Source organism: Paenibacillus sp. OAS669, from assembly GCF_014873645.1.
GTDB classification, from domain to species: domain Bacteria; phylum Bacillota; class Bacilli; order Paenibacillales; family NBRC-103111; genus Paenibacillus_S; species Paenibacillus_S vulneris.
Genome location: NZ_JADBDR010000002.1, coordinates 516,846 through 542,123 on the forward strand (window position 1 = coordinate 516,846; position 25,278 = coordinate 542,123).

General features: G+C 47.1%; 25 protein-coding genes and 1 riboswitch. Of the genes, 19 read left to right on the plus strand and 6 right to left on the minus strand.

Features of this window, described 5'->3' with window-relative positions; translation table 11 throughout:
* Window positions 1-158 precede the first annotated feature (158 nt).
* Entirely contained in the window at window positions 159-5,864 is a 5,706-nt protein-coding gene (locus GGC63_RS07550; protein ID WP_192701762.1) for a carboxypeptidase regulatory-like domain-containing protein, read from the minus strand.
* A 211-nt stretch (window positions 5,865-6,075) separates the two neighbouring features.
* Here GGC63_RS07550 and GGC63_RS07555 point away from each other — a divergent pair, with 211 nt between their 5' ends.
* The 4 genes from GGC63_RS07555 (at window position 6,076) to GGC63_RS07570 (ending at window position 8,072) form a co-directional block, all read left to right on the plus strand.
* Window positions 6,076-6,474, plus strand: coding sequence for an RrF2 family transcriptional regulator (locus GGC63_RS07555; RefSeq protein WP_192701763.1), 399 nt, complete (start codon window positions 6,076-6,078; stop codon window positions 6,472-6,474).
* Window positions 6,475-6,561: 87 nt separating this feature from the next.
* Window positions 6,562-7,470 carry an NAD(P)/FAD-dependent oxidoreductase gene (locus GGC63_RS07560; protein ID WP_192701764.1) on the plus strand — a complete coding sequence of 303 codons (909 nt, stop codon included), beginning with the start codon at window positions 6,562-6,564 and terminating at the stop codon, window positions 7,468-7,470.
* Window positions 7,471-7,662: 192 nt separating this feature from the next.
* Entirely contained in the window at window positions 7,663-7,866 is a 204-nt protein-coding gene (locus tag GGC63_RS07565) for a helix-turn-helix transcriptional regulator (RefSeq protein ID WP_079909389.1), read from the plus strand.
* Window positions 7,867-7,868: 2 nt separating this feature from the next.
* Window positions 7,869-8,072, plus strand: a complete 204-nt coding sequence (locus GGC63_RS07570; RefSeq protein WP_079909620.1) for a hypothetical protein — start codon at window positions 7,869-7,871, stop codon at window positions 8,070-8,072.
* Between the two features lie 124 nt (window positions 8,073-8,196).
* On the opposite strand, the gene GGC63_RS07575 is transcribed toward GGC63_RS07570, so the two are convergent.
* Both GGC63_RS07575 and GGC63_RS07580 read right to left on the minus strand, forming a co-directional pair.
* Window positions 8,197-9,099 carry a TetR/AcrR family transcriptional regulator gene (locus tag GGC63_RS07575; RefSeq protein ID WP_192701765.1) on the minus strand — a complete coding sequence of 301 codons (903 nt, stop codon included), beginning with the start codon at window positions 9,097-9,099 and terminating at the stop codon, window positions 8,197-8,199.
* Window positions 9,100-9,207: 108 nt separating this feature from the next.
* Window positions 9,208-10,656 carry an MDR family MFS transporter gene (locus GGC63_RS07580; RefSeq protein WP_192701766.1) on the minus strand — a complete coding sequence of 483 codons (1,449 nt, stop codon included), beginning with the start codon at window positions 10,654-10,656 and terminating at the stop codon, window positions 9,208-9,210.
* 327 nt (window positions 10,657-10,983) lie between these two features.
* On the opposite strand from GGC63_RS07580, the gene GGC63_RS35315 reads away from it, so the two are divergent.
* The 12 genes from GGC63_RS35315 (at window position 10,984) to GGC63_RS07640 (ending at window position 21,174) form a co-directional block, all read left to right on the plus strand.
* Entirely contained in the window at window positions 10,984-11,229 is a 246-nt protein-coding gene (locus tag GGC63_RS35315) for a DUF1648 domain-containing protein (protein WP_225948045.1), read from the plus strand.
* 12 nt (window positions 11,230-11,241) lie between these two features.
* Window positions 11,242-12,159 carry a MerR family transcriptional regulator gene (locus GGC63_RS07590; RefSeq protein WP_192701767.1) on the plus strand — a complete coding sequence of 306 codons (918 nt, stop codon included), beginning with the start codon at window positions 11,242-11,244 and terminating at the stop codon, window positions 12,157-12,159.
* Between the two features lie 173 nt (window positions 12,160-12,332).
* Window positions 12,333-12,872, plus strand: a complete 540-nt coding sequence (locus tag GGC63_RS07595) for a GNAT family N-acetyltransferase (protein ID WP_225948014.1) — start codon at window positions 12,333-12,335, stop codon at window positions 12,870-12,872.
* Between the two features lie 250 nt (window positions 12,873-13,122).
* Window positions 13,123-14,040, plus strand: coding sequence for a hypothetical protein (locus GGC63_RS07600; protein ID WP_192701769.1), 918 nt, complete (start codon window positions 13,123-13,125; stop codon window positions 14,038-14,040).
* Window positions 14,041-14,120: 80 nt separating this feature from the next.
* Window positions 14,121-14,858: an ABC transporter ATP-binding protein gene (locus GGC63_RS07605; RefSeq protein ID WP_192701770.1), complete on the plus strand. Its 738-nt coding sequence runs from the start codon at window positions 14,121-14,123 to the stop codon at window positions 14,856-14,858.
* Window positions 14,851-15,594 carry an ABC transporter permease gene (locus GGC63_RS07610; RefSeq protein WP_192701771.1) on the plus strand — a complete coding sequence of 248 codons (744 nt, stop codon included), beginning with the start codon at window positions 14,851-14,853 and terminating at the stop codon, window positions 15,592-15,594. Before GGC63_RS07605 ends, GGC63_RS07610 begins: the two co-directional genes overlap by 8 nt.
* A 19-nt stretch (window positions 15,595-15,613) precedes the next feature.
* Window positions 15,614-17,074: an ATP-binding protein gene (locus GGC63_RS07615; protein ID WP_192701772.1), complete on the plus strand. Its 1,461-nt coding sequence runs from the start codon at window positions 15,614-15,616 to the stop codon at window positions 17,072-17,074.
* A gap of 13 nt (window positions 17,075-17,087) precedes the next feature.
* On the plus strand, window positions 17,088-17,774 hold the full coding sequence (locus tag GGC63_RS07620) for a response regulator transcription factor (RefSeq protein WP_079909399.1): 687 nt from the start codon (window positions 17,088-17,090) through the stop codon (window positions 17,772-17,774).
* A gap of 84 nt (window positions 17,775-17,858) precedes the next feature.
* Window positions 17,859-18,119 carry a YqkE family protein gene (locus GGC63_RS07625; RefSeq protein WP_192701773.1) on the plus strand — a complete coding sequence of 87 codons (261 nt, stop codon included), beginning with the start codon at window positions 17,859-17,861 and terminating at the stop codon, window positions 18,117-18,119.
* 114 nt (window positions 18,120-18,233) lie between these two features.
* Window positions 18,234-19,598, plus strand: coding sequence for an MATE family efflux transporter (locus GGC63_RS07630; RefSeq protein ID WP_192701774.1), 1,365 nt, complete (start codon window positions 18,234-18,236; stop codon window positions 19,596-19,598).
* A gap of 125 nt (window positions 19,599-19,723) precedes the next feature.
* Entirely contained in the window at window positions 19,724-20,794 is a 1,071-nt protein-coding gene (locus GGC63_RS07635; RefSeq protein ID WP_192701775.1) for a stalk domain-containing protein, read from the plus strand.
* Between the two features lie 179 nt (window positions 20,795-20,973).
* The gene (locus GGC63_RS07640) at window positions 20,974-21,174 is read left to right on the plus strand and encodes a cysteine-rich CWC family protein (RefSeq protein ID WP_192701776.1); all 201 of its coding nucleotides are present in this window, start codon (window positions 20,974-20,976) and stop codon (window positions 21,172-21,174) included.
* A gap of 22 nt (window positions 21,175-21,196) precedes the next feature.
* On the opposite strand, the gene GGC63_RS07645 is transcribed toward GGC63_RS07640, so the two are convergent.
* Window positions 21,197-21,352 (minus strand): hypothetical protein, encoded by a 156-nt coding sequence (locus GGC63_RS07645; protein WP_192701777.1) that lies wholly within the window; start codon window positions 21,350-21,352, stop codon window positions 21,197-21,199.
* A gap of 17 nt (window positions 21,353-21,369) precedes the next feature.
* Complete coding sequence (locus GGC63_RS07650; protein ID WP_179135916.1) at window positions 21,370-21,540, minus strand: hypothetical protein; 171 nt, start codon at window positions 21,538-21,540, stop codon at window positions 21,370-21,372.
* A 268-nt stretch (window positions 21,541-21,808) separates the two neighbouring features.
* Window positions 21,809-21,965, plus strand: a riboswitch (FMN riboswitch).
* A gap of 146 nt (window positions 21,966-22,111) precedes the next feature.
* Here GGC63_RS07650 and GGC63_RS07655 point away from each other — a divergent pair.
* The 3 genes from GGC63_RS07655 to GGC63_RS07665 all read left to right on the plus strand — a co-directional run bounded on the left by GGC63_RS07655 (window position 22,112) and on the right by GGC63_RS07665 (window position 24,759).
* Window positions 22,112-23,107, plus strand: a complete 996-nt coding sequence (locus GGC63_RS07655; protein ID WP_079909404.1) for a DMT family transporter — start codon at window positions 22,112-22,114, stop codon at window positions 23,105-23,107.
* 242 nt (window positions 23,108-23,349) lie between these two features.
* Complete coding sequence (gene trxB, locus GGC63_RS07660) at window positions 23,350-24,297, plus strand: thioredoxin-disulfide reductase (RefSeq protein WP_192701778.1); 948 nt, start codon at window positions 23,350-23,352, stop codon at window positions 24,295-24,297.
* A gap of 21 nt (window positions 24,298-24,318) precedes the next feature.
* Complete coding sequence (locus tag GGC63_RS07665) at window positions 24,319-24,759, plus strand: Dps family protein (RefSeq protein WP_079909406.1); 441 nt, start codon at window positions 24,319-24,321, stop codon at window positions 24,757-24,759.
* A gap of 217 nt (window positions 24,760-24,976) precedes the next feature.
* Here GGC63_RS07665 and GGC63_RS07670 read toward each other — a convergent pair whose 3' ends face one another.
* On the minus strand, window positions 24,977-25,162 hold the full coding sequence (locus GGC63_RS07670) for a hypothetical protein (RefSeq protein WP_079909407.1): 186 nt from the start codon (window positions 25,160-25,162) through the stop codon (window positions 24,977-24,979).
* Window positions 25,163-25,278 lie beyond the last annotated feature (116 nt).

Sequence of the window (25,278 nt, forward strand, 5' to 3'; positions counted from 1 at the left end):
AGGCATTCCGTCATATTCAGTGACGGTAAGAGCAACAGGCTGCCGCATAAACGACAGCTTTGCCGCTATAAAATAACCAAACAAACCCCTCTCGGCGTCCGCTTTTAGCTGCGTGTCCGTCGAAAGGGGCTTTTATTTGCCTTACAACCTTTTATTGTTTATTCCTCACTCTCCGGGTGGAGCACAACATTCAAAATCGTGGTGTCCAGCTTCCGAATGGCCGGTCTCCTTAACTCTGGAACGTATCCTTCTAGGCTAAACCTTGCCAAATACACACCCGGATTCAGTCCGATGACGGCATATTGTCCAAGCCTGTTCGTTATGACATTGCGGACCAGCACCTCCTGAAGATTGAACATTTGTACCAGCACTGAAGCAAGAGGCCGGAATGACGGATCGGTCACCATTCCCCGAAGATTTCCGGGCTCAGGGTCAAAGGAAAGCGGGGTTACCGGCACCGCCATTCCGGCACTGACTTGAACCAGAGCTGCGTCTGAACCAAAGCCCGGAGCGGAAGCAGCAATGGTATAAACTCCCGTGCTCAAGCCGCTTATACGATAACTTCCGAAGGCGTTGGTGGCGACTTGTGTCACGGGTACTTTATTCTCGGTCAAAATCTGGACGATAGCGCCGGTAATAATTCCTCCCGTTGATGCATTGAGTACTTGCCCGATGACATCCCCCGGATGGGGAGCTAAGTCGAAATGAACAGGCAGGGCAGGGGCACCCGAAGCGAAAATCAGTGTCTCCTGTAATTGGATGTCCGGTTTGTAGGCGACGACAACTAAATCCCCGCTGGGAACGCCACTTGCGACAGCAGACCCTGTCGTTCCTGTTTGCACTGTATCTACTACCGTTGAGTTCTCATCGGATATGACAATGACTACACCAGCAGCAGGCTTATCTGTAGATGAGTCACTAACTGTTCCGACGATGGTTGCAGCAACTGGCTGCAAGTTGAAATCAATAGTTGTATTTTGATTCGATACCACATCGAACGAGGTTATCTGAGAGGTGAAACCATCTTTGGATACGGTAATCGTGTAGTTGCCGGGCACCAGATTCCCATTGGAATAAGTGCCTGAAGGTGTAGTCGATACTGTTTGAAGCACCGGGCCGAACGTATTGCTTAATCGGATGTCTACAGCTGCTCCTTCAACAGGAATGCCATTGGATGAGTTCGAAACGATACCGCTGACAGAGCCGGGAAGCGGGTTCAAGGCGAAGCTGATTACCGATTGCTGGCCGGACGAAACATCCACACCTCCGAATTGGCTTGAGAATCCATCGGCGTTGGCTATTGCCGTATAGCTGCCAGGGGTCAAATTATTGACCTGGTATTGCCCCGTATTGGATACGGGTACGGAGGCAATGATGGTATCGGCTGAATCTTTGACGACGACAACCGCCCCGGGGATCGCGAACATACTGGCCATGCTAATGACAAACCCGCCGATACTTCCCGGCGAGGGAGGGAGAGAATAATCTGCCGTAGTCGATTGCCCTTCGTCCAAATGAATTCCGCTGGTTACTGTTCCACTATCTGGTGCTGTTACGGTAACGGTATGCTGTCCGGAAGGCACGTTATCCAACTGATAACTGCCATTGTTATCGGAGACGGTCTGACTGACAATATCGCCTGCACTGTCTCTCACGGTGACAGCAGCCCCCTCCACAGGTTCATTGGAATCTTCTTTAATGATAGTACCCGTCACGCTTGCCGGCGTTGAAGTCAGTTGGATGATCACGTTTGTCGTTATACCGTTAACCGCATTGACTGTTACAGTATTATTGGCGAAGCCAGGGGATCCGGCTTGAATGCTGTAAGAGCCTGCTTGCAGGTTAGACAAGACGAATGTTCCATCCGGATTAGCAAAGATGGTATCCAGCAGCAGCCCATTGGCATCGTATAGACGAATAAGCGTCTCAGTCCCTGTCACAGGCAATCCGGTTAGCCCTTGGACAGCTCCTTGTATCGTGCCGGGCAGCGGCGAAAGAGAAATGCTTGCATTTGCTGACGAGTTGCTGATGATGACTACACCAACAAAATCGGATGCGTACTGATCGGCCGTTACGAGAACGGTATATGGTCCTGGAGCAAGATCGGGAATCACGAAGTTTCCGAATTGGCCTGTAGTAACCGATTTTACAATCACCCCTTGTTGATCCAAGGCTCTTATCGCTGCGGTAGCCCCGGGAACTGGAGTTCCCGACACCGAGTCTGTTACTTGACCACTGACAGAACCGGAATCCGGAGTCAGTATAAAATTCAACCCGGTTATCGTTTGACCTGGAGCGAACGTGGTTGTATCGATTGCCTGGCTGTAATCGGGAGCTTTTACTTGAACGGTATGAGTGCCTGGAGGAATGCTGTCAGCCATATAGACTCCATTCGCGTCAGCCAGGCCCGTCGCGAGGATCGTATCGTTCTGATCCATAACAGTGACCACAGCTTTACTCAACGGATTTCCGGATGGATCCGTTATGATTCCGGTAAGTGTTGCCGGATTTGGGAGCATGGGAATCAAAATATCCGTGTTTTCGTTCGAGCTGACATGTGCCCCCGTCCGGCTGGCAGCATAATCGGCTGCGGCAGCTACGGCTGTGTACAATCCAGGGGCAAGCGAATCGAACAGAAACCGTCCGTTCTGATCCGTTATTCTTGTAGCGATGAATACGTTGTTGGTGTCGTACAGCTGCACCGATGCTCCTGACAATCCAGGCTGAAGTGTACCGCTGATCGATCCGGGATTGGGAGCCAGGCTGAGAAATGCGGAAGCCGTCTGATTCGAAAAAACGATGGCCCCGATGGTATTGGTCTGATAATCAGTGTTCGTTGCAATGACCGTATAGTTACCTGGCGCTAAGCCGTCGACATTATAATTGCCTGTATGGTCTGTAAATGCAGTTGCTGTAACAAGCGCATCGGAGTCGGCAACCTTCACTGTTGCACCGCCAATAGCGGTTCCTGTATCACTATCTGTGATTTGGCCTTGGATACCGCCCGGATCCGGAAGTAGTTCAAGATTCAGTGTCGCTATTTGGTTAGGACCGATAACGACAGTGGCGCTGTCTGATTGGTAATTTAAGGCACTGGCAATCGCTCTGTATGTCCCCGGAGCCAGGCTGGATATCAAGTAACTGCCTGATGGATCGGTAAACGCAGTAGCAATGACAGCGCCATTGGAATTCATAATTCGAATCTCAATCGTGGCGGAAGGGATGGGAATACCTGTGGTTTCATCAAAGACGGTCCCTTGAATCGTTGATGGTTCGGGTGAAAGGCTGAAGTTTAGTGTCTGCGTCGAACCTGGTGTAACAATAATTCCTTGAACGCTTAGCTGAAAGCCGTCAGCAGCCGCCGTAACGAAATAATCGTCAGGGGTAAGGTCGAGTACCGTATATTGACCGTTAATATCCGAAATCGATTTGGCTACGTTCGGTCCGGCAGCCGTATCGATGCGGACTGTAAGTACAGTACCGGTTAACGGATTTCCGCTTGCATCCGTGACAGTGCCTATAATGGTACTAGGATTCGGGACCAACTGAAAATTAACCGTAGTCGTCTGAAAGGGTTCGATCAACGCACCCAGTACGCTGCGCTGATAATTAGGTGCTTCCGCACGGACAGTATAGTTTCCGGGGGCTAGGTTACTTACTGCGTAATTTCCGTTATTATCCGCGTTGACAGTGGCGATAATAAGCTGATTCATAAGTATTCTAACGACTGAACTCGGGATAGGGGAACCGGAAGAATCCGTTACATCTCCGCTTAGCTGGCCGGCTAACGTTTGCAGGCTTGCGTTCAATATGGCGGTTTGATCTGAGGTGATAATCGTTCCTAGCGTGCTGCTCGCATAGCCGCTATGGGCGAAGGTCACCGTATAGCTCCCGGGGGCAATACCAGGAATAGAGTACGAGCCATCGCTATTAGCCGTTACTGCTGCCACCGTGATTCCTCCGCTGTTCACGAGCCTAATTTCGGTACCGGACAGCGCCTGTGAGGTTCCGGCATCCGTAATCACACCGGATAACGAACCGGGATTAGGAGCCAAGTCCACGTTGATCGTGATACTTCCTCCGGCACCAACGGTAAACCCGATAAGCTGTGCAGCAAAACCGGGATCACTAACACGCAATCTATAGGTTCCCGGAGTTAAAGAACCGATAGAATATGTTCCTGCAAGGCCCGAATTAGTGAAAGCAATGACCTGGCCCTTATCGTTTACGACTTCGACCAATGCACCGGCAATCGGGATGCCGTTTCCTGTTACAGTTCCGGCTACGGTTGCCGGATTCGCTTTTAAAGCAAAATTCTGATTCGACGTTTGATTTGGGGATAAAAAAACGCCTGCGGTTTGGGCTTGATATCGATCAGCGCCGGCAATGATGGTGTAAGTTGCCGGAATCAGCTGAGCGAAAGCATATAAACCGTTCGTATCGCTTGATTGGGTTGCCAATACAGCTCCGAAGGGGGACTTAAGGAGGATCATTGCTCCAGGAATAGGAACACCGCCTGTATCCGTTATCTTTCCTTGGACAGCTGCAGGGAGCGGAGGCAGCAGCAAATTCAAAGTTGTTACCGAATTGGAATTAACCGTGGTCTGAACCGTCACGATGGTATAGTTAGGCAGAGTTGCGGTTAAGGTATAGCCTCCCGGAGCAATTCCGGTAAATCCATAGGCTCCTCCCGAGTCGCTGGACGATTGCGCTATCGTTTGATTTGTACTGTTGCGAAGCTGAATGACAGCACCCGGCAGAGGAAGTCCTGTCGAGTTATCCAGAACGATACCTGCTATTCCGCCCGTATTTTGTACTGATATCGTAATCGAGGACGAAGCTGCGGGAATCGTTCCTCCGGTTTGCGAATCCAAGCCTGTGCTTCTCGCCGTGTTGAGAGTACGAGTACCAGTTCCAGGGGATTGAAACTGTCCGTTGATGGTGAAGCTGAGGGTTTGCCTGCCCCCTGCAGGGATATTCCCGACATTCCAGCTCAATATTTTGTTCAAGGCATCAAAGTTTGTGAAGCCTTGCGTTACGGTCTGAGTTAGTGATGACAATACATCAAGTGTAATCGAGTCGTTAACGATAACACTATTAGCTGCGCTTTTACCGGTATTGGTGACCTGGATAGTTCCTGTCCACGACGATACTTGACCTGCCAGTAAGCTGGAGGGCCCTGATACCAATTGTTTGTTGACACTAAGCACGGCTCTCATATCACCTTGCTCTGTTGCGGTTGGATCAGTAAAGGCACTGGCGAAGCTGAATCCTTGGGCAAGCAAAGTATCCTTGTTAAAATTGTTATTATTGGCTGAAGAGAAAAACATCATTCGGATGACGGATGATTCATTAATAGCAAGGAATCGGAATAATACCGAGGCTGCTATTCCAAAATCAAGAAAATAGTCCGTATCCCCTCCAAAATTGGAGCCGTCATTTGTCGCACGAGCTCTGACAATATCATAATTGACAATGGGTTGAGCATAATTGGGAGTGCCTTTCCCATCGGTGCCTTCTGCCGGGTCATTCCAGGTATTGACTTGCTGGGTTGTGTTTTGAATGAGCTCCAGCTGACTGTTTAGTCCGTTAACGGCTAACACCCATTGGTAAGTCCCGGCTATTCCATTAGTATTAAAAAGAATGCCCCAGGCGAAATTATCGAAAGCATTTTTAGACCTGGGATCACCGTTAAGACGAAGCCTAAAAAACACACTGGTCCCGTCATACGCGAAATATGCCGCTGGATACTGCGCGCTTCCCACAATGTCCGTACTGGACGGGTTCACATCCCCAGCTGGATCGGTTAATGGGGCGCCTCCGATCAAGATAGGGGTAAACTGGCTGTCGATTGGAAATAACAATGAGCTGATCCTCCTTTTTTCATATCTTATATCCCGCAATCGATATAGGGTATGCAATGAGGACTAACATCGCGTAGACAGGTATACCATGTCCATTATAAAAGCACCACGCGGTTAGCGGAGAGCTAATAGGAGCAGATTACGGGAAAGACTTGCCTTCCAGATGAATTGGAGTTATTATAGATCTATATTATCTTTAATGGAGGTACTTATGAAATTTTCCCAGGCGACCGATTATGCTCTTCACGCGATGCTCTTTCTGGTGACAGAGGATCCGGAGAAGCCAGTTGGCGTCCAAATGCTGGCTCAAAAGCTGGGTGTTTCACAGACGTATCTGTCCAAAATGATGACGAAGCTTGTCAAGGCCGGCTTGATTCAGTCCGTTTCCGGAGCCAGCGGCGGATACCGTCTAAGACGCAAGAAGGAAGAGATCTCCTTCCTGGACATTATTCATGCGATCGAAGGGACGGCTTCTTTGTTCGAATGCGGCTTAAATCACGGAAGTGAATGTCTGATTCAGCAGGTGGTATTAGATGCCGAACGCCAGATGGAGCAGTATCTGGAGAACAAGAAAATAGTGGATGTGGCCAGGTTATTCAAGACGGAGTAAATCCGTCGATTTTTTAATCGATATTATAGATATAATTAGTCTATTATATCTCTAATATAAATGAGGATATCAGAAGGGAGAAGTTGTATGATTCACGATTGCGTTATTATTGGCGGTGGCCCGGCGGGAATGAGTGCTGCCTTAGTGCTCGGGAGAGCAAGAAAGCATGTGGTAGTTATTGACGAAGAACGTCCGCGGAATAGGGTTACTCACGAGTCCCACGGATTTCTTACGAGAGATTCGATAAAGCCAAGCGAGTTTAGACGGGTTGCCAGGGAACAGATCGCCCGTTATCCGTCAGTCACCTTTACCAATGAAACAGCCGTAACCGTCTCTGGTTCCGATGGCTGCTTTGAAATAACGACGAACCAGGGGCAGACCTACCAAAGCAAAAAGCTGCTCTTTGCAGTAGGAATGAAGGATCTTCCGCTAAGTATTACCGGGTTGACGGAGGTGTACGGCAAAAGCGCTTTTATCTGCCCTTATTGCGACGGCTGGGAATTAAGGGACCAGAAGCTTGTCCTGATTGTCAAAGGCGGGGAAGCATTACATTTGGCTAAAGTCATCTCCGGCTGGACAAGTGACTTTACCATTTGCACGAATGGACCGGATGATCTTACGGATTTGCAGCGTGAGGAGCTGCTGAAGCATCAGGTTCCCGTATTTGATTCGCCGATCCAATCGATTGAGTCTGTTGAAGGTATGGTGCAGCAAATTGTTTTGGAGGACGGTACCCGACTGCAATGCTCCGGCATCTTTTTTAAACCGAAGCTGGCTCCAGGGTCAGATCTGCCCCAAGCTTTGGGGTGCAAGATGACGGAATCCGGAGCGGTCATAGCCGATTCTTTTGGCAGAACGAACATCTCAGGCGTCTTTAGCGCAGGTGATGCAGCCTCGCAGTTACATCAATTAATTCTTGCCGCTTCAATGGGTTCGTTGGCCGCTGTGGGCATAAATCAAGAATTGAACGAGGAGGCTTGGAACAGAGCCTTATAACCTTTCCTGCGGGTAACAATGCTTACTCCAAGGTTTGGCGGATCCCACGGGACAGCAGCAATGCTGTCCTTTTTTTATTGACTTAAAACGATAGCATTGGATGAAATGTAAAAACAATTTGACATTTTATTGAGATTGCTATATGATTACAAATGTAAAAAGTTTTTTACATTATAGGATTAGGTGGTCATATTGAAAAATAACATTAGGGATATTAGAAAAAAAATGAAGATATCCCAAGAAGATCTTGCAAACAAGTGTGGCGTTACAAGGCAAACGATCAATGCTATTGAAAATGACAAATATGACCCCACGTTATCATTGGCGTTCAAATTATCGATTCATCTAGAAACTACAGTTGATCAGTTATTTATTTTTGAGGAGGACTCTGAATGAAATTGCGAAAAGCGGATGAAATGGAACAATATCAAAATGATAAATCGGCCAAAAATGCTTATCTATTTTTTACTGCAGCTTTGTTAATCTGGTCACTAATCGATTTTTTTTCCAACGGAAAAACGGGCTGGGAGTTTACCATTTTGCTGATAGGGAATGCAATATTCCTTTGGACAAGAGTTTTCTACAAGAGAAAAATGCAATGATGTAACACAGAGTGTGCTCAACAGCTATATGAATAACGGCTAAGAAACTATGTCCGTAGGCTGGAATGTTTGACTCTATTACCTTTAAAAAAGGATCAACCAGAAAGATCTGGTTGATCCAATTTTATGACGATGAGCTTTCATTCCTCTCTTGAAGCAGCTGCTTCAGCTGATTGGCATAATAAATAAGCTCCTTCTCAGAGGCAAGATCATGAAGGAGTGCATGCACGAGAAATCTTCGGGGCTGAGCTTGCACCGACTCCTCCTGCAGCATCACGGCTGCTTCAAGCAGCTCCTTTTTTCTTATATTAGGAATGGATATGTCGGGAATAATAGATAACATAGTTTCGAACAGTGCAGACCTTTGCATCTCGCGGGTTTCCTGATTCGTTCTAAAATCGACATGAGTATAATCATCCATCATTTCATCCGTAAGTAAAGGGTCCGGCGAACGATTTTCAAAGCCGTCTACGATATCATCCATCCGGCTGGCAATAAAGAGGGCCAGCTCTTTCTGATGCACCGGCTTGTACCCAAATAGCAAATGAAAGGTATATTCCCTGATCATCCCGTTAAAGACGGCCGTGATGTCCCATTTCCAACGAAGTATGGTCGAGCCGTAATACCGCAATAAGATATCTTCGTAGTAGCGAAACATATTGATGCGGATCTGATTAATGACGGCCCCCAGCTTATCGTTGTTTACCGGAGGAAACTCATTATGATCTCTGGAAATATAATAACCGTGCTCTAAGAAAAATTCGAACTGAAAAGCAATTTCTTCAATAAACAGTTCCCTTTTGGATAGGCCGCTTTGCCTTAGTTTCTCCACGGCGTGTATCATATCTTGCTGGCGCTTCTCAAGTATACTGATATACAATTCTTCCTTGGAGGCAAACACCTTATATAAAGAGCCTTTGGCTATGCTGCAATCGTCGGCAATATCTTGTATGGACGTTGCCTGATATCCTTTTTCAGCGAACAGCCGAATGGCCGACTGCAAGATTTTTCCCTTAAGCATACTCATTCTAGTACCTCCTCGTTCAACAAGCTACCCTTAAGATTGTACAATCGAAACGAAGATATGACCAACTATTTCTATCATTGCCCCGAAAAAAGAAGCTAAACCCATCCATTAATGATTGTGATCTGACTGCCTTGGCTTTCTAAGAAACAGGCATAATACAAGTCCTATACATGCGATCCATGCAGCCAGGAAAAATGTATCCCCGTAAGAGGCTAAGCCTGCTTCCAGCGAGCTTGCTCCATCCGAATGGACAGCTTCGTTAGCGCTTAAGCGATAGGCTAGGTATCCGGTTAATCCCGCAATGGCGAAGGAGCAGACAACCTGCTGCGCAGCGCTTGTGAGCGGGGTAACTCTGCTGACGAGATCCCGCGGCGTTGCATTGAGGACATGAGTATTTAAAGACATCATAGATAAGCCCATCCCGGAGCCTAGTAAAAATAAGGTAATCATCACGGTAGCTATAGTCGTATGGATCGTAATGAAGGCCATTGTAAACAAAGCAACAGTGATCAAGGTCATGCCGGCAAGAAGGGGAGGACGGGCGCCTGCTTTGTCAAAGATTTTCCCCGCGATCGGCATGAAGATCATAGATCCAACAGCTTGCGGGAGTAAAATAAGCCCGGTCTCCAGCGGCGAGTAGCCTTTCAACTGCTGAAGCAGCAGCGGAAACAGGAGGACCGTCCCGAATAATGCGGTTTGCATTATCCAAGAAATAATAATGCCGCGAGTGAAATCCGAAGACTTGAACACACGCAGCTCCAGTAAAGGCTGTTTCTGCCGCAAGCACGAGATCACGAATAGTACCAAGGCTGTTCCGCCGACAATTAGACCTGTTAATGTCCTTGTGGATGTCCAGTCGGCACCGCCCTCACTTACACCGAAGGTAATCATGGCGAACGCAAGAGGACCAAGGAACATCCCAATAATATCGAGGGATGGAGCCTGCTTGCTCTCAAATGAAGGAAGCCATTTGCGCCCGATCATAATTCCTGCCACGCCGACAGGCAAGTTGATGAGAAAGATCCACTGCCAGCTTACGTATTCAACCAGCAATCCGGATAAAACCGGTCCTAGAGCCGGAGCAAGCAGCATCGGAATTCCGAACATACCTATGACAGAGCCGCGTTTGTCAGGCGGCGCAAGACGATAAACCATAGCCATGCCGATAGGCGAAACCATGCCGCCTCCGAGTCCCTGGAGCACACGGAAAAAAATGAGCTGCTCTGTCGATTGAGCCAAAGCGCAAAGCATGGAACCGATCGTAAATAATCCGATGGAGATAAGGAACACTCGCTTGGCCTGAAATTTATCCGTCAGCCAGCCGGCAAGCGGGATAACCGCTGACAATGCCAGTGTATACGCGGTAACTGCCCATTGGATGGTTTGGAGCGAGCTATCGAAATAGGTGACTAGAGTAGGGATAGCTACATTTACCGCAGTGCTATCGAGAATAACCATGAAGGTACCGATGACAACGGCTAGAAGCGGGGCAAGCAGCTGTTTCACTGAGAACTCCCTATCGGATCCCGTTGTATTCATTACAGAAGGGCTGGACATAAAAAATACCTCTTTCTCTATCATTTTGACTTTTATGACCATGTGGTTTTTAATAAAACTAAATAGTCATGAAATCCATATTAACGATAGGAGAGGGATTGTGTCAAACCTTTTTTTCAAAGCAGCTCATTTTAGGAAACACGTTAGGTATAGAGAATAGCATGCTTTTTCGTATGGAAAGGGTGCACCTTGGCATAATAAAACAACGAGTAAAGCAGCCGTTTGACCTTCCCCTAAGGGGAAGCTTTATAATGAAAATGTCTTAAACGAGCAAGGAAAGGCAGGCGAGCACTTATGCATTATTTATTTCATCGCAGAGTGTTAGGAATGATAACCGTACTATCTCTTCTCATAGCACTAATCGTAAGCGGGTTTTGCCCTAATGAAATTCCCATACATTTTATGGGACAGGGAGCAGACCAACTGATTAATAAATGGCTCGGACTATTTCTATTTCCGGTCATGATGGCTATTCTTCTTTTGCTGCAGCGTTCTTATGCTTCATCCGCTAGATTCATTTATTTTTTTGCGGCTCTCCACATTGTTCTGCTATACAATGCCATAACCTATTAGGAGGAAAAGAACATGAATATTAAAGAAGTCTCCGAAAAGTCCGGTCTGACGAAGAAAGCGATCCGATTTTATGAACAAGCCGGCATCATCGAGGTCAGTAAAGATCCAAACAACCAGTATCGGGTATATAATGAGAATCAAATTGAAACGCTGAAGCTCGTAGCTTTATTAAGAAGCTTGGATTTTACAATCGAACAAATTAAGCGTATCGTTCGACAGGAGGAAGAGCTGGGACAAGAGCTCTTGAAGCAAGAGAGCGAGATGGAGCGCCATGCTACAGATCTGAAGCTTAAGCAGCAGACGATCCGGGCATTGAGGGAAGAACTGGCCAAAGGAACGCCCGTATCTATATTAGCGGAGCAATTTGGTCAACCGGATGATATGATGGTCACTTTGAGCAGAAAGATTAGAACGGCATTCCCGGGAATATTCGGACAATTTGTTGAAGTATCGTTGTATCCTTTTTTAGACGATATTCTTATAGATACGACGGAATCAAAGAACCGGGTTCAGCAGTTAGTGGACCTATTGGATGACATCCCACCCGTCCCCGAGGACCATTATCTATGTCAATGGATCGCTTCCGACGATCAGATTAGTATAGGGAAGCTCAAGGAAAGCAATGCAAGCCTATACACAGGCATATTACGGAACGATCCTGCAGTACTAGCCGATGTGAAGGCGAATATTATGGGACAAATCGAAAAAATTCGTCAGGACTCCAGCTTCAGAAAGCAGATTTCTGAATTGATGAGTAAGTCTAAAGACTTGCCCAATCTTACGCTTGGTTCTCCGTTCAGTGATATGCTGGAAACCTTAAGTCCCCGTTATGCAGCCGTAGCGAAGGCTTTGAGAGCAATCGACGAAGAAGTCAGCCATGAGCTGGGCTTCGACTATAAGCAATATCTGCAAAATCTGATGGAAGAGTAGAACAATTGAAGCCGTAAGGAAAGTCCCCGTATATCAAGTGACCGTATAGTTTTTTACTAAACGTATAATTCATGTTATGATGTACTACAGGATATCTTGGCGGTGCTCCTTACGCCGCTATATTTGTGAGAGCGAGGTATTGCATTGAAATGAAATTTGAGACCTTTCCTGTATTGGAAACGGAACGTTTTCTATTACGTCAAATGACGCTGGAGGATAGTCCGGCGGTATTCGAGATTTTTTCCGACCCTGATGTGACTAAAGATATGGGAGAAGCTCCTTTTGAACATGTTGCACAGGCGGAAGATGTAATTCGGTTTATGAACTCATTGTATGAACAGAACCAGGCTATCCGTTGGGGGATTATTAAGAAAGAGGATAGTACTCTGGTAGGAACATGCGGATATAACGGCTGGGAAACGAACCGGGGTTCGCGGGGAGAAATCGCTTATGATTTAGCCAAAAAGCATTGGCGGCAAGGGTATATGTCGGAAATTTTGAAAAAAGTCATAACCTTCGGCTTCGAAACCATGGGATTGAACCGTATAGAAGCTTTTACTTATTTAGATGCCGCACCGTCTATTCGCCTATTACAAAAAATGGGATTTCAAGAAGAAGGTATACTGCGAGGCTATGCTTACTCCCAAGGGAAGTATCTTGACAATCGATGCTTTTCGCTTTTGAAACAGGAGTGGGAAGAATCTATGAAATAATTGGGATGTAATAACTTCCTTAAGAAAAACATTGCCCATCAAAAAGAGAAGAACAGCGGTTCCAGACATGGAGGAACACCGCTGTTCTTTTTCTGTTATCTCTCCCAAGTATATCCCTTTCCCACTGGAAAACGGCCTACCTACGTAAATAGTTAATAGATATTTAATAAACGGTTCACGGGCGGTTTATTTTTATTGTGTACTATGGGTATTGCAAGTCGATAACCTACAATCCATAGGAGGCTGGAGTATGAAAAAGAAATGGGTAGTGTTTGGGAGTGCAGTCGGCATTAGCAGCGTCGTCATGATAACGACAGGGTTTTCCGCTATGGCAAGCACCTCCGGGTATGACGCTTACAAATCGGCATTTAAGAACACGAAGGCGATTCAAAATGTGAGCATTCAGGCGCAATCGGTATTGCAGGATAATGGAAATACGCTGACTAGCACGAACGGAACGCTTAAGGTTAGCCCGCAAAATCAACATGCAAGCGGATCGGTAACGGTGAAAGCCGGCAATGGCGCGGAGCAGTCGATTCTTTTTTACAAGCAAGCGGAAGGTACCGTTGTAAAATCGAGCGCAAGCGATGTGTATTATGTGAAGCAGGAGGGCAAGGAGAAGCGGGATTGGGCCCAAAAGCATGAAAGCGAAGGTATGTCCCAGCAGGTTGAAACGGTGATTGATGCCCTGGTAGGTAACTTAAAGGATTACGTGACAGTGAATGATAAAGCGGACGGCTCCAAAGAGGTTGCAATAGAGCTCACCAACTCACAGATTCCCGCGGTAGTCAATGCTATTGCACCGATTGCCATCAAGCATGCAACAAGCGAACATAAACAGAACAAAACGGATAGCGAGTCCTCAACCAAGCAGATTCCGTTTGACGGGCATAGCTTGAACGCGAATGTTCCACAGCTGACGCAGGATATCAAGATTGACAAAGTGGCGGTTAAAGCAGAAATTAACACCAACAATTATATTGAGCATCAACAAGCGGATGTAACGGTTTCCGGTAAGGATGCGGAAGGAACGGCACATGTGCTTACACTTCATCTGAACGCGGATCTGTCCGGTTATAACCAAACAACGCCGGATACAGTCGATTTGACCGGGAAACAAGTCCAAACGATGAAACAAGATTTTCGTCAGAACAAAGAGCATAAATAAATAATTGTGCGCTGCAGCGGATAAGGGGAAGTAGGCTGCTCATCCGCTGCAGCACTTATCGACAGGAAGGAGGGGACAGGATGAATGGGATCGTATCTGTTCACAGCTTAACCAAATCCTATGGCAAACAAAGAGGGATTTCGGATATCGAGCTCGAGCTGTATCCTGGTGATATTTATGGCCTTCTGGGGCCGAACGGGGCAGGGAAAACCACCCTTTTGAAGCTGATTACAGGCTTAGTTCGACCTGATCAGGGGTCCGTCCGCTTGTTCGGTCACGATATTTCCGATCAATTTGAACAAGCGATGAGAAAGGTAGGCTGCATGATCGAATCCGCCGATTTTCACGATTTCTTGACGGCAGACCAATATTTGCGGATGGTTGCCCGATTTTATTCGGACCTTAAGGAGAATCGCATAGGAGAAGTGCTCGAAATCGTAGGACTCCAGCATGCCCGCTCGCAAAAGATCAAGCAGTTCTCTACCGGCATGAAGCAGAAATTAGCCTTGGCGGCGGCGACAATGCCCGGCCCTGAGCTTGTGATCCTTGATGAACCTACGAACGGATTGGATATTGAGGGAACGGTCATGTTCCGTCAGCTGGTGATGCAATGCTCGGCAGAGCTCGGGACCACGTTTCTCATTTCGAGTCACATGATTCATGAACTGGAGCAGCTGTGCAATCGGGTCGGAATTTTATTCGGCGGCAAGCTGAGGACGGAAGGCAGCGTGTCAGAATTGCTAGAGCATAATCAATCCTTGGAGCAGTTTTATATTCAGCAGCTGGCGGGAATGAAGGAGGCAATAAGGAATGCATAGCTTGAAAACGGGCCTGGTTAATGAGCTTTACATGCTGCTGTACCGCAAAAAAACGATCGCGATGCTTATTGTTTCCGCCATCCTTCCGGTAGGGCTTGCCTTATCTCTGCACAAGCTGCAGCCGTTAATGGGTCTCGTCGCAGTCAGTCGATCTTTTCCTATCGATATGCTAGGCTTTTATACGGCTCTCTGGATACCCCTCTTTATATTCCTGATGGCCGCGGATCTATTCCCTAATGAGGTATCCTCAAGAACCTTAAAGCTGTCGCTGCTTCGGCCGATTACGCGGTTTCGGGTATTTGCTTCCAAAACTCTGGCAGTTCTGATCGCGAATGCGGCTATTTTACTGCTGCTGGGACTAGTGACCGTACTATGCAGTTTATTTCTTGGATCGTCCGGCACTTTCCATAGCTCTGAGGTCATAAAGGCCTATAGTGCGGCATGGCTCTCTATGGCAGCTGTATCCGCGTTGTTCATCTTCCTGGCGCAATGGTTCAACAGTGCTAGCGGCTCTTTTGCATTTTCGATCGTTGTGTATGTAGTAGCCAAAGCGGCGCCGTTTTTCTCCAGCAAGGTAGCGTCCTTTTCCCCGATTTCGTATACGGATTGGCATCTGATGTGGCTGAATAGTTCGGTCATGCCATCCAAGCTTTTCACGGCTGTGATATTTTTGATTTCGAGCTGTATCTTGTTTTTATCGCTGGGATACTTTATTTTTAATCGTAAAGAAGCTTGACCGTTGGAGAGGATGACTAGTGTCCATACGTTTTAAATTATTGCTGTCTTATGCGGCAATGCTGATCATTCCGCTGATTCTCATCCTTATGACCACTCTTTTGCTTGTCATTGTATACCGGGGCGATCTACAAAATCTTCATGATGTGTATGGGTCCGAGTCTATTCCTTTCACCGGTCACCAGACGGAGCGATTGATGAAGGAGCTGCGAAGGAATACCGAGAGCAATCCGGTCGTTTTCAAAGATAGGAGTTATTTGAATGAAATTGCACAGGAGCTTGCCGCGAACGGTTCCGGTTTGGCGGTGAGGAAGGATGAGCAGCTGACTTATGTATCCGAGGAGTTTGAACATTCCGAGCTGTTGAATCAGCTGCCGTCCTTTGAAAGAGCTGGCCACAGGGAAATAGTGCCGACCAAGCGGGTAGGCAATGAATTGTATTCGATTGTACAAATGGATTTTTGGTATGCCGATTCGCATCCGGGAACGGTTTTCATCCTGAGCAAGGTAAGTCCTTTCGTTAATTTTGCACGCAAATTTTTTCCTGCACTGTTCGTTTCCATGCTCGTTATATTAGTCGTTACGAATGTTTCGTTGACCTATTTCGTTTCCAAGAGCATTATTGTCCCGCTCCGGCAGCTGGAAAGAGCGGCTAAGCGAATTAAGGAAGGAGATCTGGACTTTCAGGTGCGGCTGAACGGGCGCGATGAGATAGCACAATTGGGGCTCGCATTTGAAGAAATGCGGCATCAGCTTCAGCAGTCCATTCAAACCCAGCTGCAATATGAAGAGAACCGGAAGGAACTGATCTCGAACATTTCTCATGATTTGAAAACACCATTAACGGCTATTCAAGGCTACGTCGCCGGAATTCAGGACGGGGTAGCGGATACGCCGGACAAGATGAATAAATATATTCAGACCATATCCTCCAAAGCAGGGGAAATGGGGCGTCTGATCGATGAGCTATTCCTGTATTCCAAGCTGGATTTGAAACGGCTTCCGTTTCAATTTGAATCCGTTCATGCAGCGGCTTTTTTGCAGGATTGGGCGGAGGAGCTGCAGTTCGAGCTGGATAAAAAAGGAATACTATTCGAGACAGATCTTCAAGTATCGCCAATAACACAGGCTTCCATTGATCGGGATAAGCTCAAACGAGTGATCTCGAATATTATGGATAACTGTGTGAAATATATGGATAAACCGGAAAAAAGGATTGGATTGCGGGCTTACGAAGCAGATGCCTCTATTGTTATTGAAATTTCGGATAACGGTGCGGGTGTAGCTCCGGAAGCTTTGCCACATATTTTCGACAGGTTCTATCGGGCGGAACAGTCGAGGAATCAGCTTACCGGGGGAAGCGGATTGGGGCTTGCCATAGCCAAACAAATCATAGACGGACATGGCGGACATATAGAAGCTCAAAGCGTGCTGGGGCAAGGGACTCGGATCACGATGACCCTGCCTGCCAAGAACAAATAAAGATGGTGCTAATATGAAACGTATCTTGATTATCGAGGACGAACAGTCGATAGCGGAGCTGGAGAGAGATTATTTGGAAATTAACGGCTTTAGAGCCGATATTGCCATGGATGGGGAAGAGGGCTTGAGGCTCGGGCTGCATGGAGATTATGATTTGATCATTCTTGATCTTATGCTGCCCAAAGTGAACGGCTTTGACTTATGCAAGCAGATTCGAGCGAAGCGCGACCTGCCGATGCTGATGGTCACGGCCAAGACGGACGATGTGGACATGATCCGGGGGCTGGGGCTCGGTGCGGATGATTATATTACGAAACCGTTCAAACCGCTCGAGCTGGTCGCAAGAGTCAAAGCTCATCTTGCCCGGTATGAGCGTCTTATCGGCAGTAAGAAATCTACAGACCTCATCGTGATCCGCGGATTGGAGATCGATAATGAAGCGCGCCGGGTATTTCTGAATGAACAGGAAATCTCGCTGACGAATAAAGAATTTGACCTGCTTTATTTTCTTGCCAAGCATCCGAACCGGGTTTTCAGCAAGGACCATCTGTTCGAAAGGATCTGGGGTGTAGATTCCCTCGGAGATACTCAGACGGTGACCGTCCATATCCGCAAGCTGCGGGAGAAGATAGAAATGGACACCAATAACCCTCAATACATTGAAACGGTATGGGGGGCGGGATACCGGTTTCGGGTTTGACATTCGAAGAGCTTGGGAGTACCATACCTTTAAACGAAGTTATCCTATTATCTGATGATGCATAAACAGGCAAGAGGTGAGGACATGGTCAAAAAAAGACAGCCTGCTGCGGCTAAGCCGGAAGCAAGCGATAAACCGGCAACATTGAAGGATTTGCTGAATCCGGAGATAGTGAATAAATTGAAGTCGCAGGCTGACGATATGAGAGCCAAAGAAGCTGAACAGCGGGAGAAAAACCGCAAAGAGGCGGAGGAATCGCGTAAAGCGGAGCAGAAGCGGCTTGAGAGCGACTTTGGCTACCTGCTGGAGAACAGCGGAATGGATTGGCGCAAATATAAATCCTAACTTGCATTCGTTAACGGTTTGACGTAAAAGCTAAGATTAGGTACAATGGGATGCTGAAGAAGGGCGTAGGCCAACGCTCTTCTTTTTTTGTGTTTGGAAAGGAGAAGGGGTTATATGCAGCATGAATCTACATATAAGGGGAAAATCATTCAGTTTTTTTCGATTCTGGGTCCGATTCTGATGACGCAAATCAGCCTGAATCTGATGACTTTATTCGATACGATGATGTCAGGCAGAGCAGGCACCCATGATCTTGCAGGCGTGGCTATAGGAGCAAGCCTGTGGATGCCCGTATCCGTGGGCTTGAACGGCATTCTGCTTGCGGTGTCCCCTATGGTCGCCCAGCTATATGGCAAGGGGGAGCTGCGGCAAATCTCGAAGACCGTAACCCAAGCGCTATATTTATCGCTGTTGCTGGCTGTAGTGATTGTCATTGCAGGCGGGTTTGTTCTGAATCCGATCTTGACCGGCATGAATTTGGAGCCGGCCGTTCATCACATTGCCAAGCACTATTTGATAGGGCTGTCGATCGGGATTATTCCGTTATTCCTTTCGAGCGTGCTCCGATACTTTTTTGATGCGCATGGCTTAACGAGAATTTCGATGTCCATCATGCTGATCGCTGTGCCGGTGAATGTGCTTATCAATTACTTGCTGATCTTCGGAAACTGGGGCTTTCCCAAGCTGGGGGGAATCGGGGCGGGTTATGCGACAGCCATCACATATTGGCTCATTTTCTTCATCAGCATCTGGATGACGTTCAAAGTAGAGGCGATGAGAAGGTACCGGTTATTTGCAGAATGGTTCGCACCCTCCTGGAAAGCATGGAAGGAGCAGCTCAAGATCGGCGTTCCGATGGGGCTTTCCGTATTTTTTGAAGCGAGCATCTTTTCCGTCGTTACACTGCTGATGGGCATGATGTTTAATACAGTTACCATCGCAGCTCACCAGGCTGCCATTAGCTTTACGACCCTCTTGTTCATGATTCCGTTAAGCATCTCCATGTCTTTGACGATTATTATTGCTTATGAGGTGGGGAGCGGGAGATACAAGGACGCAAAGCAGTACAGCCGTTTCGGGGTGCTAATGGCCATCGGCATTTTGGCGGTCAGCTCCATCTTTTTGTACGTGTTCCGCGAACAAATCGCATACTTTTATACCGATAATCCGGAGGTGGTGCAGCTGACCAAGCAGTTCCTTCTTTTCGCTATCGTCTACCAGCTGTCCGATGCGGCTCAAGCTTCGCTGCAGGGGGTGCTCCGCGGCTACAAGGATGTAACCTTCCCCTTTATTATCGCATTGGTTGCGTATTGGGTCATCGGTATGCCGACCGGCTATGTACTGGCTGCATATACGGATTGGGGACCGTATGGCTTTTGGCTGGGGATTACCATAGGACTTACCTTCGCCGCGTCGGGCTTTTATCTGCGTCTGCTTCGGGTTCAGAGAAAGTATAGCGGGCGTGCAGTGGGGAAATAGACTTTCGGAGAATCAGAAGAGTCGGCAAGTCTAGTATAAAAGACTTAAATAGAAAATATTGGTTACAAATACATCCTCTGCTGATATAATAATAGGAAATCTATCCTATTAGAGGAGTGTGTGAATTGAAAAGTAGATTAAAAGTCCTGGCATTTGGCGCCATTCTGCTCATTTCGTCACAAAGCGCGGTTTATGCCCAGCAATCACAACAGATCGATGTTGGCTTTAATCAAATCACCGTCAAGGTCAACGGGGAAACCGTGAACAGCAATAATATTCTTTATCAGGGGACTACGTATATTCCTATACGAGATGTAGCTGCCATGCTGGGCATTGCCGCCAACTATTATGATAAAACGAAAACAGCCTATATTGGACAAATAGGTGCAGGCGAATTTTCTCCCGGGAACTCAGATATAGCTTCATGGGATGTCATGAAGCCCGCGACTCCAAGCCATGATCCGATCATGCCCAAGAAAAATGATAAGATAGCGGTAGATTTAAATACCGTTAAGGTAAAGGTTCATGGCAAAGAAATTGCACAAAACAACATTTTATATAATGGTACTACCTATGTTGCTATGAGAGCTGTGGCTGAGTCACTCGATATGCCGGTGGCATTCGATGAAGTAACTTCAACTGCATACATAGGGCAAAGAAAGGAAGGGGACTCCTCAGAGCTTCCTGCAGAAACTAATGTTACCGAGCCGGAGCCTCCTGCAGAAACTAATGCTCCTGAACCTCAGCCTGTCGACACTGCAACGGGAAGCGGTCTTTATGCAGTTCCAGCAGAAGGTGATATGGCGGGCTGGGAAATTTTAAAAGGACATGAGTATGAAGATATAGCCAGAATTTATTTTAAAAACAATAGTAGAGGTACTATCATTTCTATCCAGGTTCAGATTGAAGATGCCCGAGATTTTGATCCTGATCAAATCATCCAGTGGACCGACTCTAACGGAAAGAAATTGCAGGGAAAGCTTTCGAATGTACATAAACTATTTGCTGAATTCAATAACTCTCTTACATCGGACTATTTTGAAAAAACCTTCGGTGATGTTTACATTAGCTGGATGGAGGTCAGAGGAGTCCCTGCGGATATGCTGGTTGAGAAATACTTGAAAGAAAGCGGTAAAATTGAGAAGCCAAAGAGCAATATCACGTTGACGCCGGATTTGAAAGTACAGACTAAATAGCCTTTTCCGGTGGATGAAATCAAATAACTCATTAAGCGAGACTACGCTGGCTTCGGTATATTACCGTCGTCAGCGTAAATTTTTTTATATGGAATCAACCTTCATTCCTATTTGTAATATGTAGTGATATCAAAGGGAATCAGAAGGTTACTCAAATTTCCGATACGAGGGGGATGGGGATGAGCAGCGATCTTCATAACGGAAAGAGATGCCCTTTATGCGGCGGTGTGAATGAATGCAGCGTCGGCAGCGGCGATTGCTGGTGTTTTCATACCAAGGTTCCTCAAGCCTTGCGGGACCAAATCACGGCAGCGTTGAGGGGCCAAGTGTGCATTTGCCGCAAATGCGTGGAGGCGTACCCAATAAATAAAACCACCTAATTATAGGCGGTTTTGAAGGTTATCAGTTGCCGTCGAGACTGGCTCTACAGGTTTCAGGCGTAGTCCTCTCCGATTCCTCGATAAGCTGGTTGTAGGCTTCAAGCTCTTCCGGGGTATTCAACACATCGGTAGCATCAGAGATGGCCCGCACTTGTTTTCTTGCTTGCTCTTTATCCAACGAAAGAGTCCTCCTTGTTATTGCTCAAAATTGGATGCCGGATTACCGAACGCATCCATCTTCTCATCTCCAATGATGTCGACGTAGGGCTTCACGCCTTCCGGAACTGATCCCGTGTCGGTGGCTTCGATTTCTTTTTCAATCAGGTCGTCTTGTCGATTGTTGTCCATAGCTTCCTCCGTTTTCATTATTGCTCCTGCTTTCTTAGAATCTGCATCGGTGCTCTTGATTATTCCGGGGCATCGAGCGATAGGCTCTGAGGGATGAGTTCAGCTAGGAGGACAAAGGACACGGCAATCTTTATTAGGGTATTGCTTTTATTTATATAGTTGCTATATAATTCGTTTAAGGAAGTTCGTATCGACCCAATTTGTAATACAAAGCCTCTTTTGCCTGAACCGTGTTGATTAATGAAGCACCATAAGACATATGAGGAATGGAAAAAATAGAATATTGGTCGATCTTCGGGGTAGGGTGAAATTCCCAACCGGCGGTGAAAGGCAAAATTATTGCCTGCAGCCCGCGACTCGTTAATCTGCTTAAATTGGCAATTAACGACTGATTTGGTGAAATTCCAAAGCCGACGGTACAGTCCGGATGGGAGAAGGTCAGAACAAGCGTGTATTTCTGGTACGTTTATTTTCGTATGAAAATTTTTCCAGATCCATGCCTGTTTAAGTACGCCCCGTTGTCACATTGCTGATAACGGGGCTGTCTTTCTTTCGAAGCTTCCTTTTATAATAACAGGAGGTTATGGGGATGGAACACACATTGACAGCATCACCGGAAAGTCCGGAACGTTCTAAGCCTGGCAGCCGGAGCGGGGTATGGCTCGTAGCGCTAGGAGCCGCTTTATGGGGAGTAGACCCCTTGTTTCGAATATTGCTTCTGAAATTTTTCACATCATCGCAAATCGTATTAATGGAGCATCTCATCCTGCTTTTATATTCCGTACCGGTGTTATGGATATATCGAAGCAAAATCCATGGCTTGACACTCAAGCACATTGTCGCGCTTATATTTATCTCTTGGGGCGGTTCCGCCATTGCAACGATCATGTTTACCTCCGCTTTTGCTCATGGCAACCTGAACGGTGTCCTGCTGCTGCAGAAGCTTCAGCCGTTATTCGCAATTCTGATGGCTAGATGGATCTTGAAGGAGAAATTGCCCGCGAAGTTCTCCATCTTTATTGTGATGGCTCTTGTGGGAACCTATCTGCTAACCTTCGGTGTATCGTTTCCGTTCAATGGACTATCGGAATTTGGGGTCGTAGGAGGCCTGCTATCTATAGGAGCGGCTGCATTATGGGGCGGTTCGACCGTCATGGGACGGCTTCTGCTGGATAAGCTGCCATTCGAATCAGTAACTGCGCTTCGGTTCATTCTTGCGCTGCCGCTGCTGTTCTTCACCACCTGGTTAGGCGGAGAAGCATGGCACTTCCCGACTCAGGCCGGCGATTGGGCGGGAGTATCGATTAACCTGGTGCTGCAAGCCTTCTTGCCCGGTTTGTTCAGCTTACTGCTGTATTATCGGGGGTTATCCAATACGAAGGCCTCTTTTGCGACATTGGCAGAGCTGTTTTTCCCGGCTATCGGCGTTTTTGTCAACTGGCTCGTCTTTCATCAAGCCATTACAATGGCACAAATCGCAGGCTTCGTGCTCATCTGGTTCATGCTGTTTCAGCTGTCCCGGCAGCAGGATGGACTGGAATCCAACGTGCCGGTGCAGCCGAAGCTGGCGAGAGAACGATCTTAACAGGAATACTTCAACCGTATCTTACAAGGTACGGTTTTTTATTTTTTACGCAAGTCTAATGCTCACCTTTTTTTTATGAAAATGGATCTGGAATCCTTCTGGAAATCTCTTCATGAAATATTCATAGTGTCTTCATCAGATCTTCATGAAACTTGCTCAGCAGAGTGTTAAGATACATTTACCAAATCAATTTTAGACATAGTTTAAATATAAACAAAGAACAGCTTAAGGAGGCGCTCTTTATGTACAAAACAGTGATAATTGGAACAGGCCCAGGGGGATTAACTTCTGCAATCTATTTGGCAAGAGCCAATCTGAACCCTTTGGTGATTGAAGGACCGGAGCCAGGCGGTCAATTAACGACGACGACAGAGGTCGAGAACTTCCCGGGATTTCCTGAAGGAATCATGGGACCGGAATTGATGGCGAATATGCGTAAGCAGGCGGAACGATTTGGCGCTCAATTCAAAACCGGCTGGGTGAACAAAGTCGATTTCTCCAAACGTCCGTTTACCCTTTGGGTGGAAGGCATGGGGGAAATTCAAGCCGAGTCGGTTATCGTATCGACCGGGGCTTCCGCCAAATATTTGGGCATTCCGGGCGAGAGAGATAATGTCGGCCGCGGTGTCAGCACCTGCGCAACCTGTGATGGCTTTTTCTTCCGCAATAAAAAAATCATCGTGGTCGGCGGCGGAGATTCCGCGATGGAAGAGGCGAACTTCCTGACCCGATTCGCATCGGAAGTGATCGTGGTTAATCGCCGAAACGAGCTGCGCGCATCGAAAATTATGCAGGACCGCGCCAAACAAAACCCTAAAATCAGCTGGAGCCTAAACCGGACCCCATTGGAAGTCGTTAGCGGAGAGCAAGGGGTAACGGGTCTGAAGGTCAGAAATAACGAGACAGGCTTAGAGGAAATTATCGAGACGAACGGGATCTTCATTGCCATCGGCCACACACCGAATACCAAGTTCCTCGATGGTCAGCTGACTACGGATGATCACGGTTATTTGCTGGTGAAGCCAGGCACAACCGAGACGAACATTCCAGGCGTATTTGCCTGCGGAGACGTACAAGACAGCCGCTACCGCCAAGCTATAAGCGCAGCAGGAACAGGATGTATGGCAGCCCTGGATTGCGAGCGTTTTTTGGAGAACGCAGAGTCCAGGCTTCAAGCCGCACAACATTAATCAATTAGGAGGGATATCATCATGAGTACAAACCTGAACGAGATCTTAAACCGTCAAATTGCTAACTGGACTGTGCTGCATATCAAGCTGCATAACTTTCATTGGTATGTAAAGGGCCATCAATTCTTTACGCTCCATACCAAGTTTGAGGAGCTGTATACGGAAGCTGCTCTGCATATCGATGTATTGGCTGAACGGCTGCTGTCACTCGGAGGCAGCCCGGTGGCGACGCTCCAAGGCGCATTGAAATTAGCCTCTGTCCAAGATGCCGAAGGGGGAGAGGATGCGGAACAAATGGTAGAGAAGCTTGTTCAGGACTTCCGTGTCCTGATTGAGGAACTGAAGGCCGGTATGAAGGCCGCGTCAGAGCAGCAGGATGAAACAACAGGAGATCTGCTGTTGGGCATTCATGCCGGACTGGAAAAGCACGTATGGATGCTGAACTCCTTCCTTGGCAAGTAACTCAGCCGAAGCTTGCTTTCTAAGCAGTCAAAAGCTGCCCTGATGATAGTTATTATCGGGCAGCTTTTTTATTTTCACTAGACTTGGCAGCGTACCGAGATCATCGGATGTGAAACGGCCGCTCGGATCTCTTGAAAAATACATAGAAGATCGTTATTTTCATAGGCAAGATGTCGAATCATGGTGTAAAATAAATATATAGCGCCTTTGGCGAAAATCAGTATCTATGCTCCTGAGGCATTAGTCCAAGAGCTGCGCTGGTCGTAATGTTTTCAATGGGAAGCGCATCCGGGTTTTCAATCTCTGTACGCGTGACAGGGGCGTGCTTGATTTCTTCAGCCTCGCCTTCCGTCAGCTTTCGGTCGAATTCATGCTCGAGCTTCTGAAGCTGCTCATTATCCACTTGTCATCCTCCTTCCTGTACCTAGAGTAGGCAAATCAGCAGCTTTTATACTTGGAGATAAGCCTTGCTGGCGAAATACAAGTGATGACCAAAATGAGATAGAATGCATAATAAGG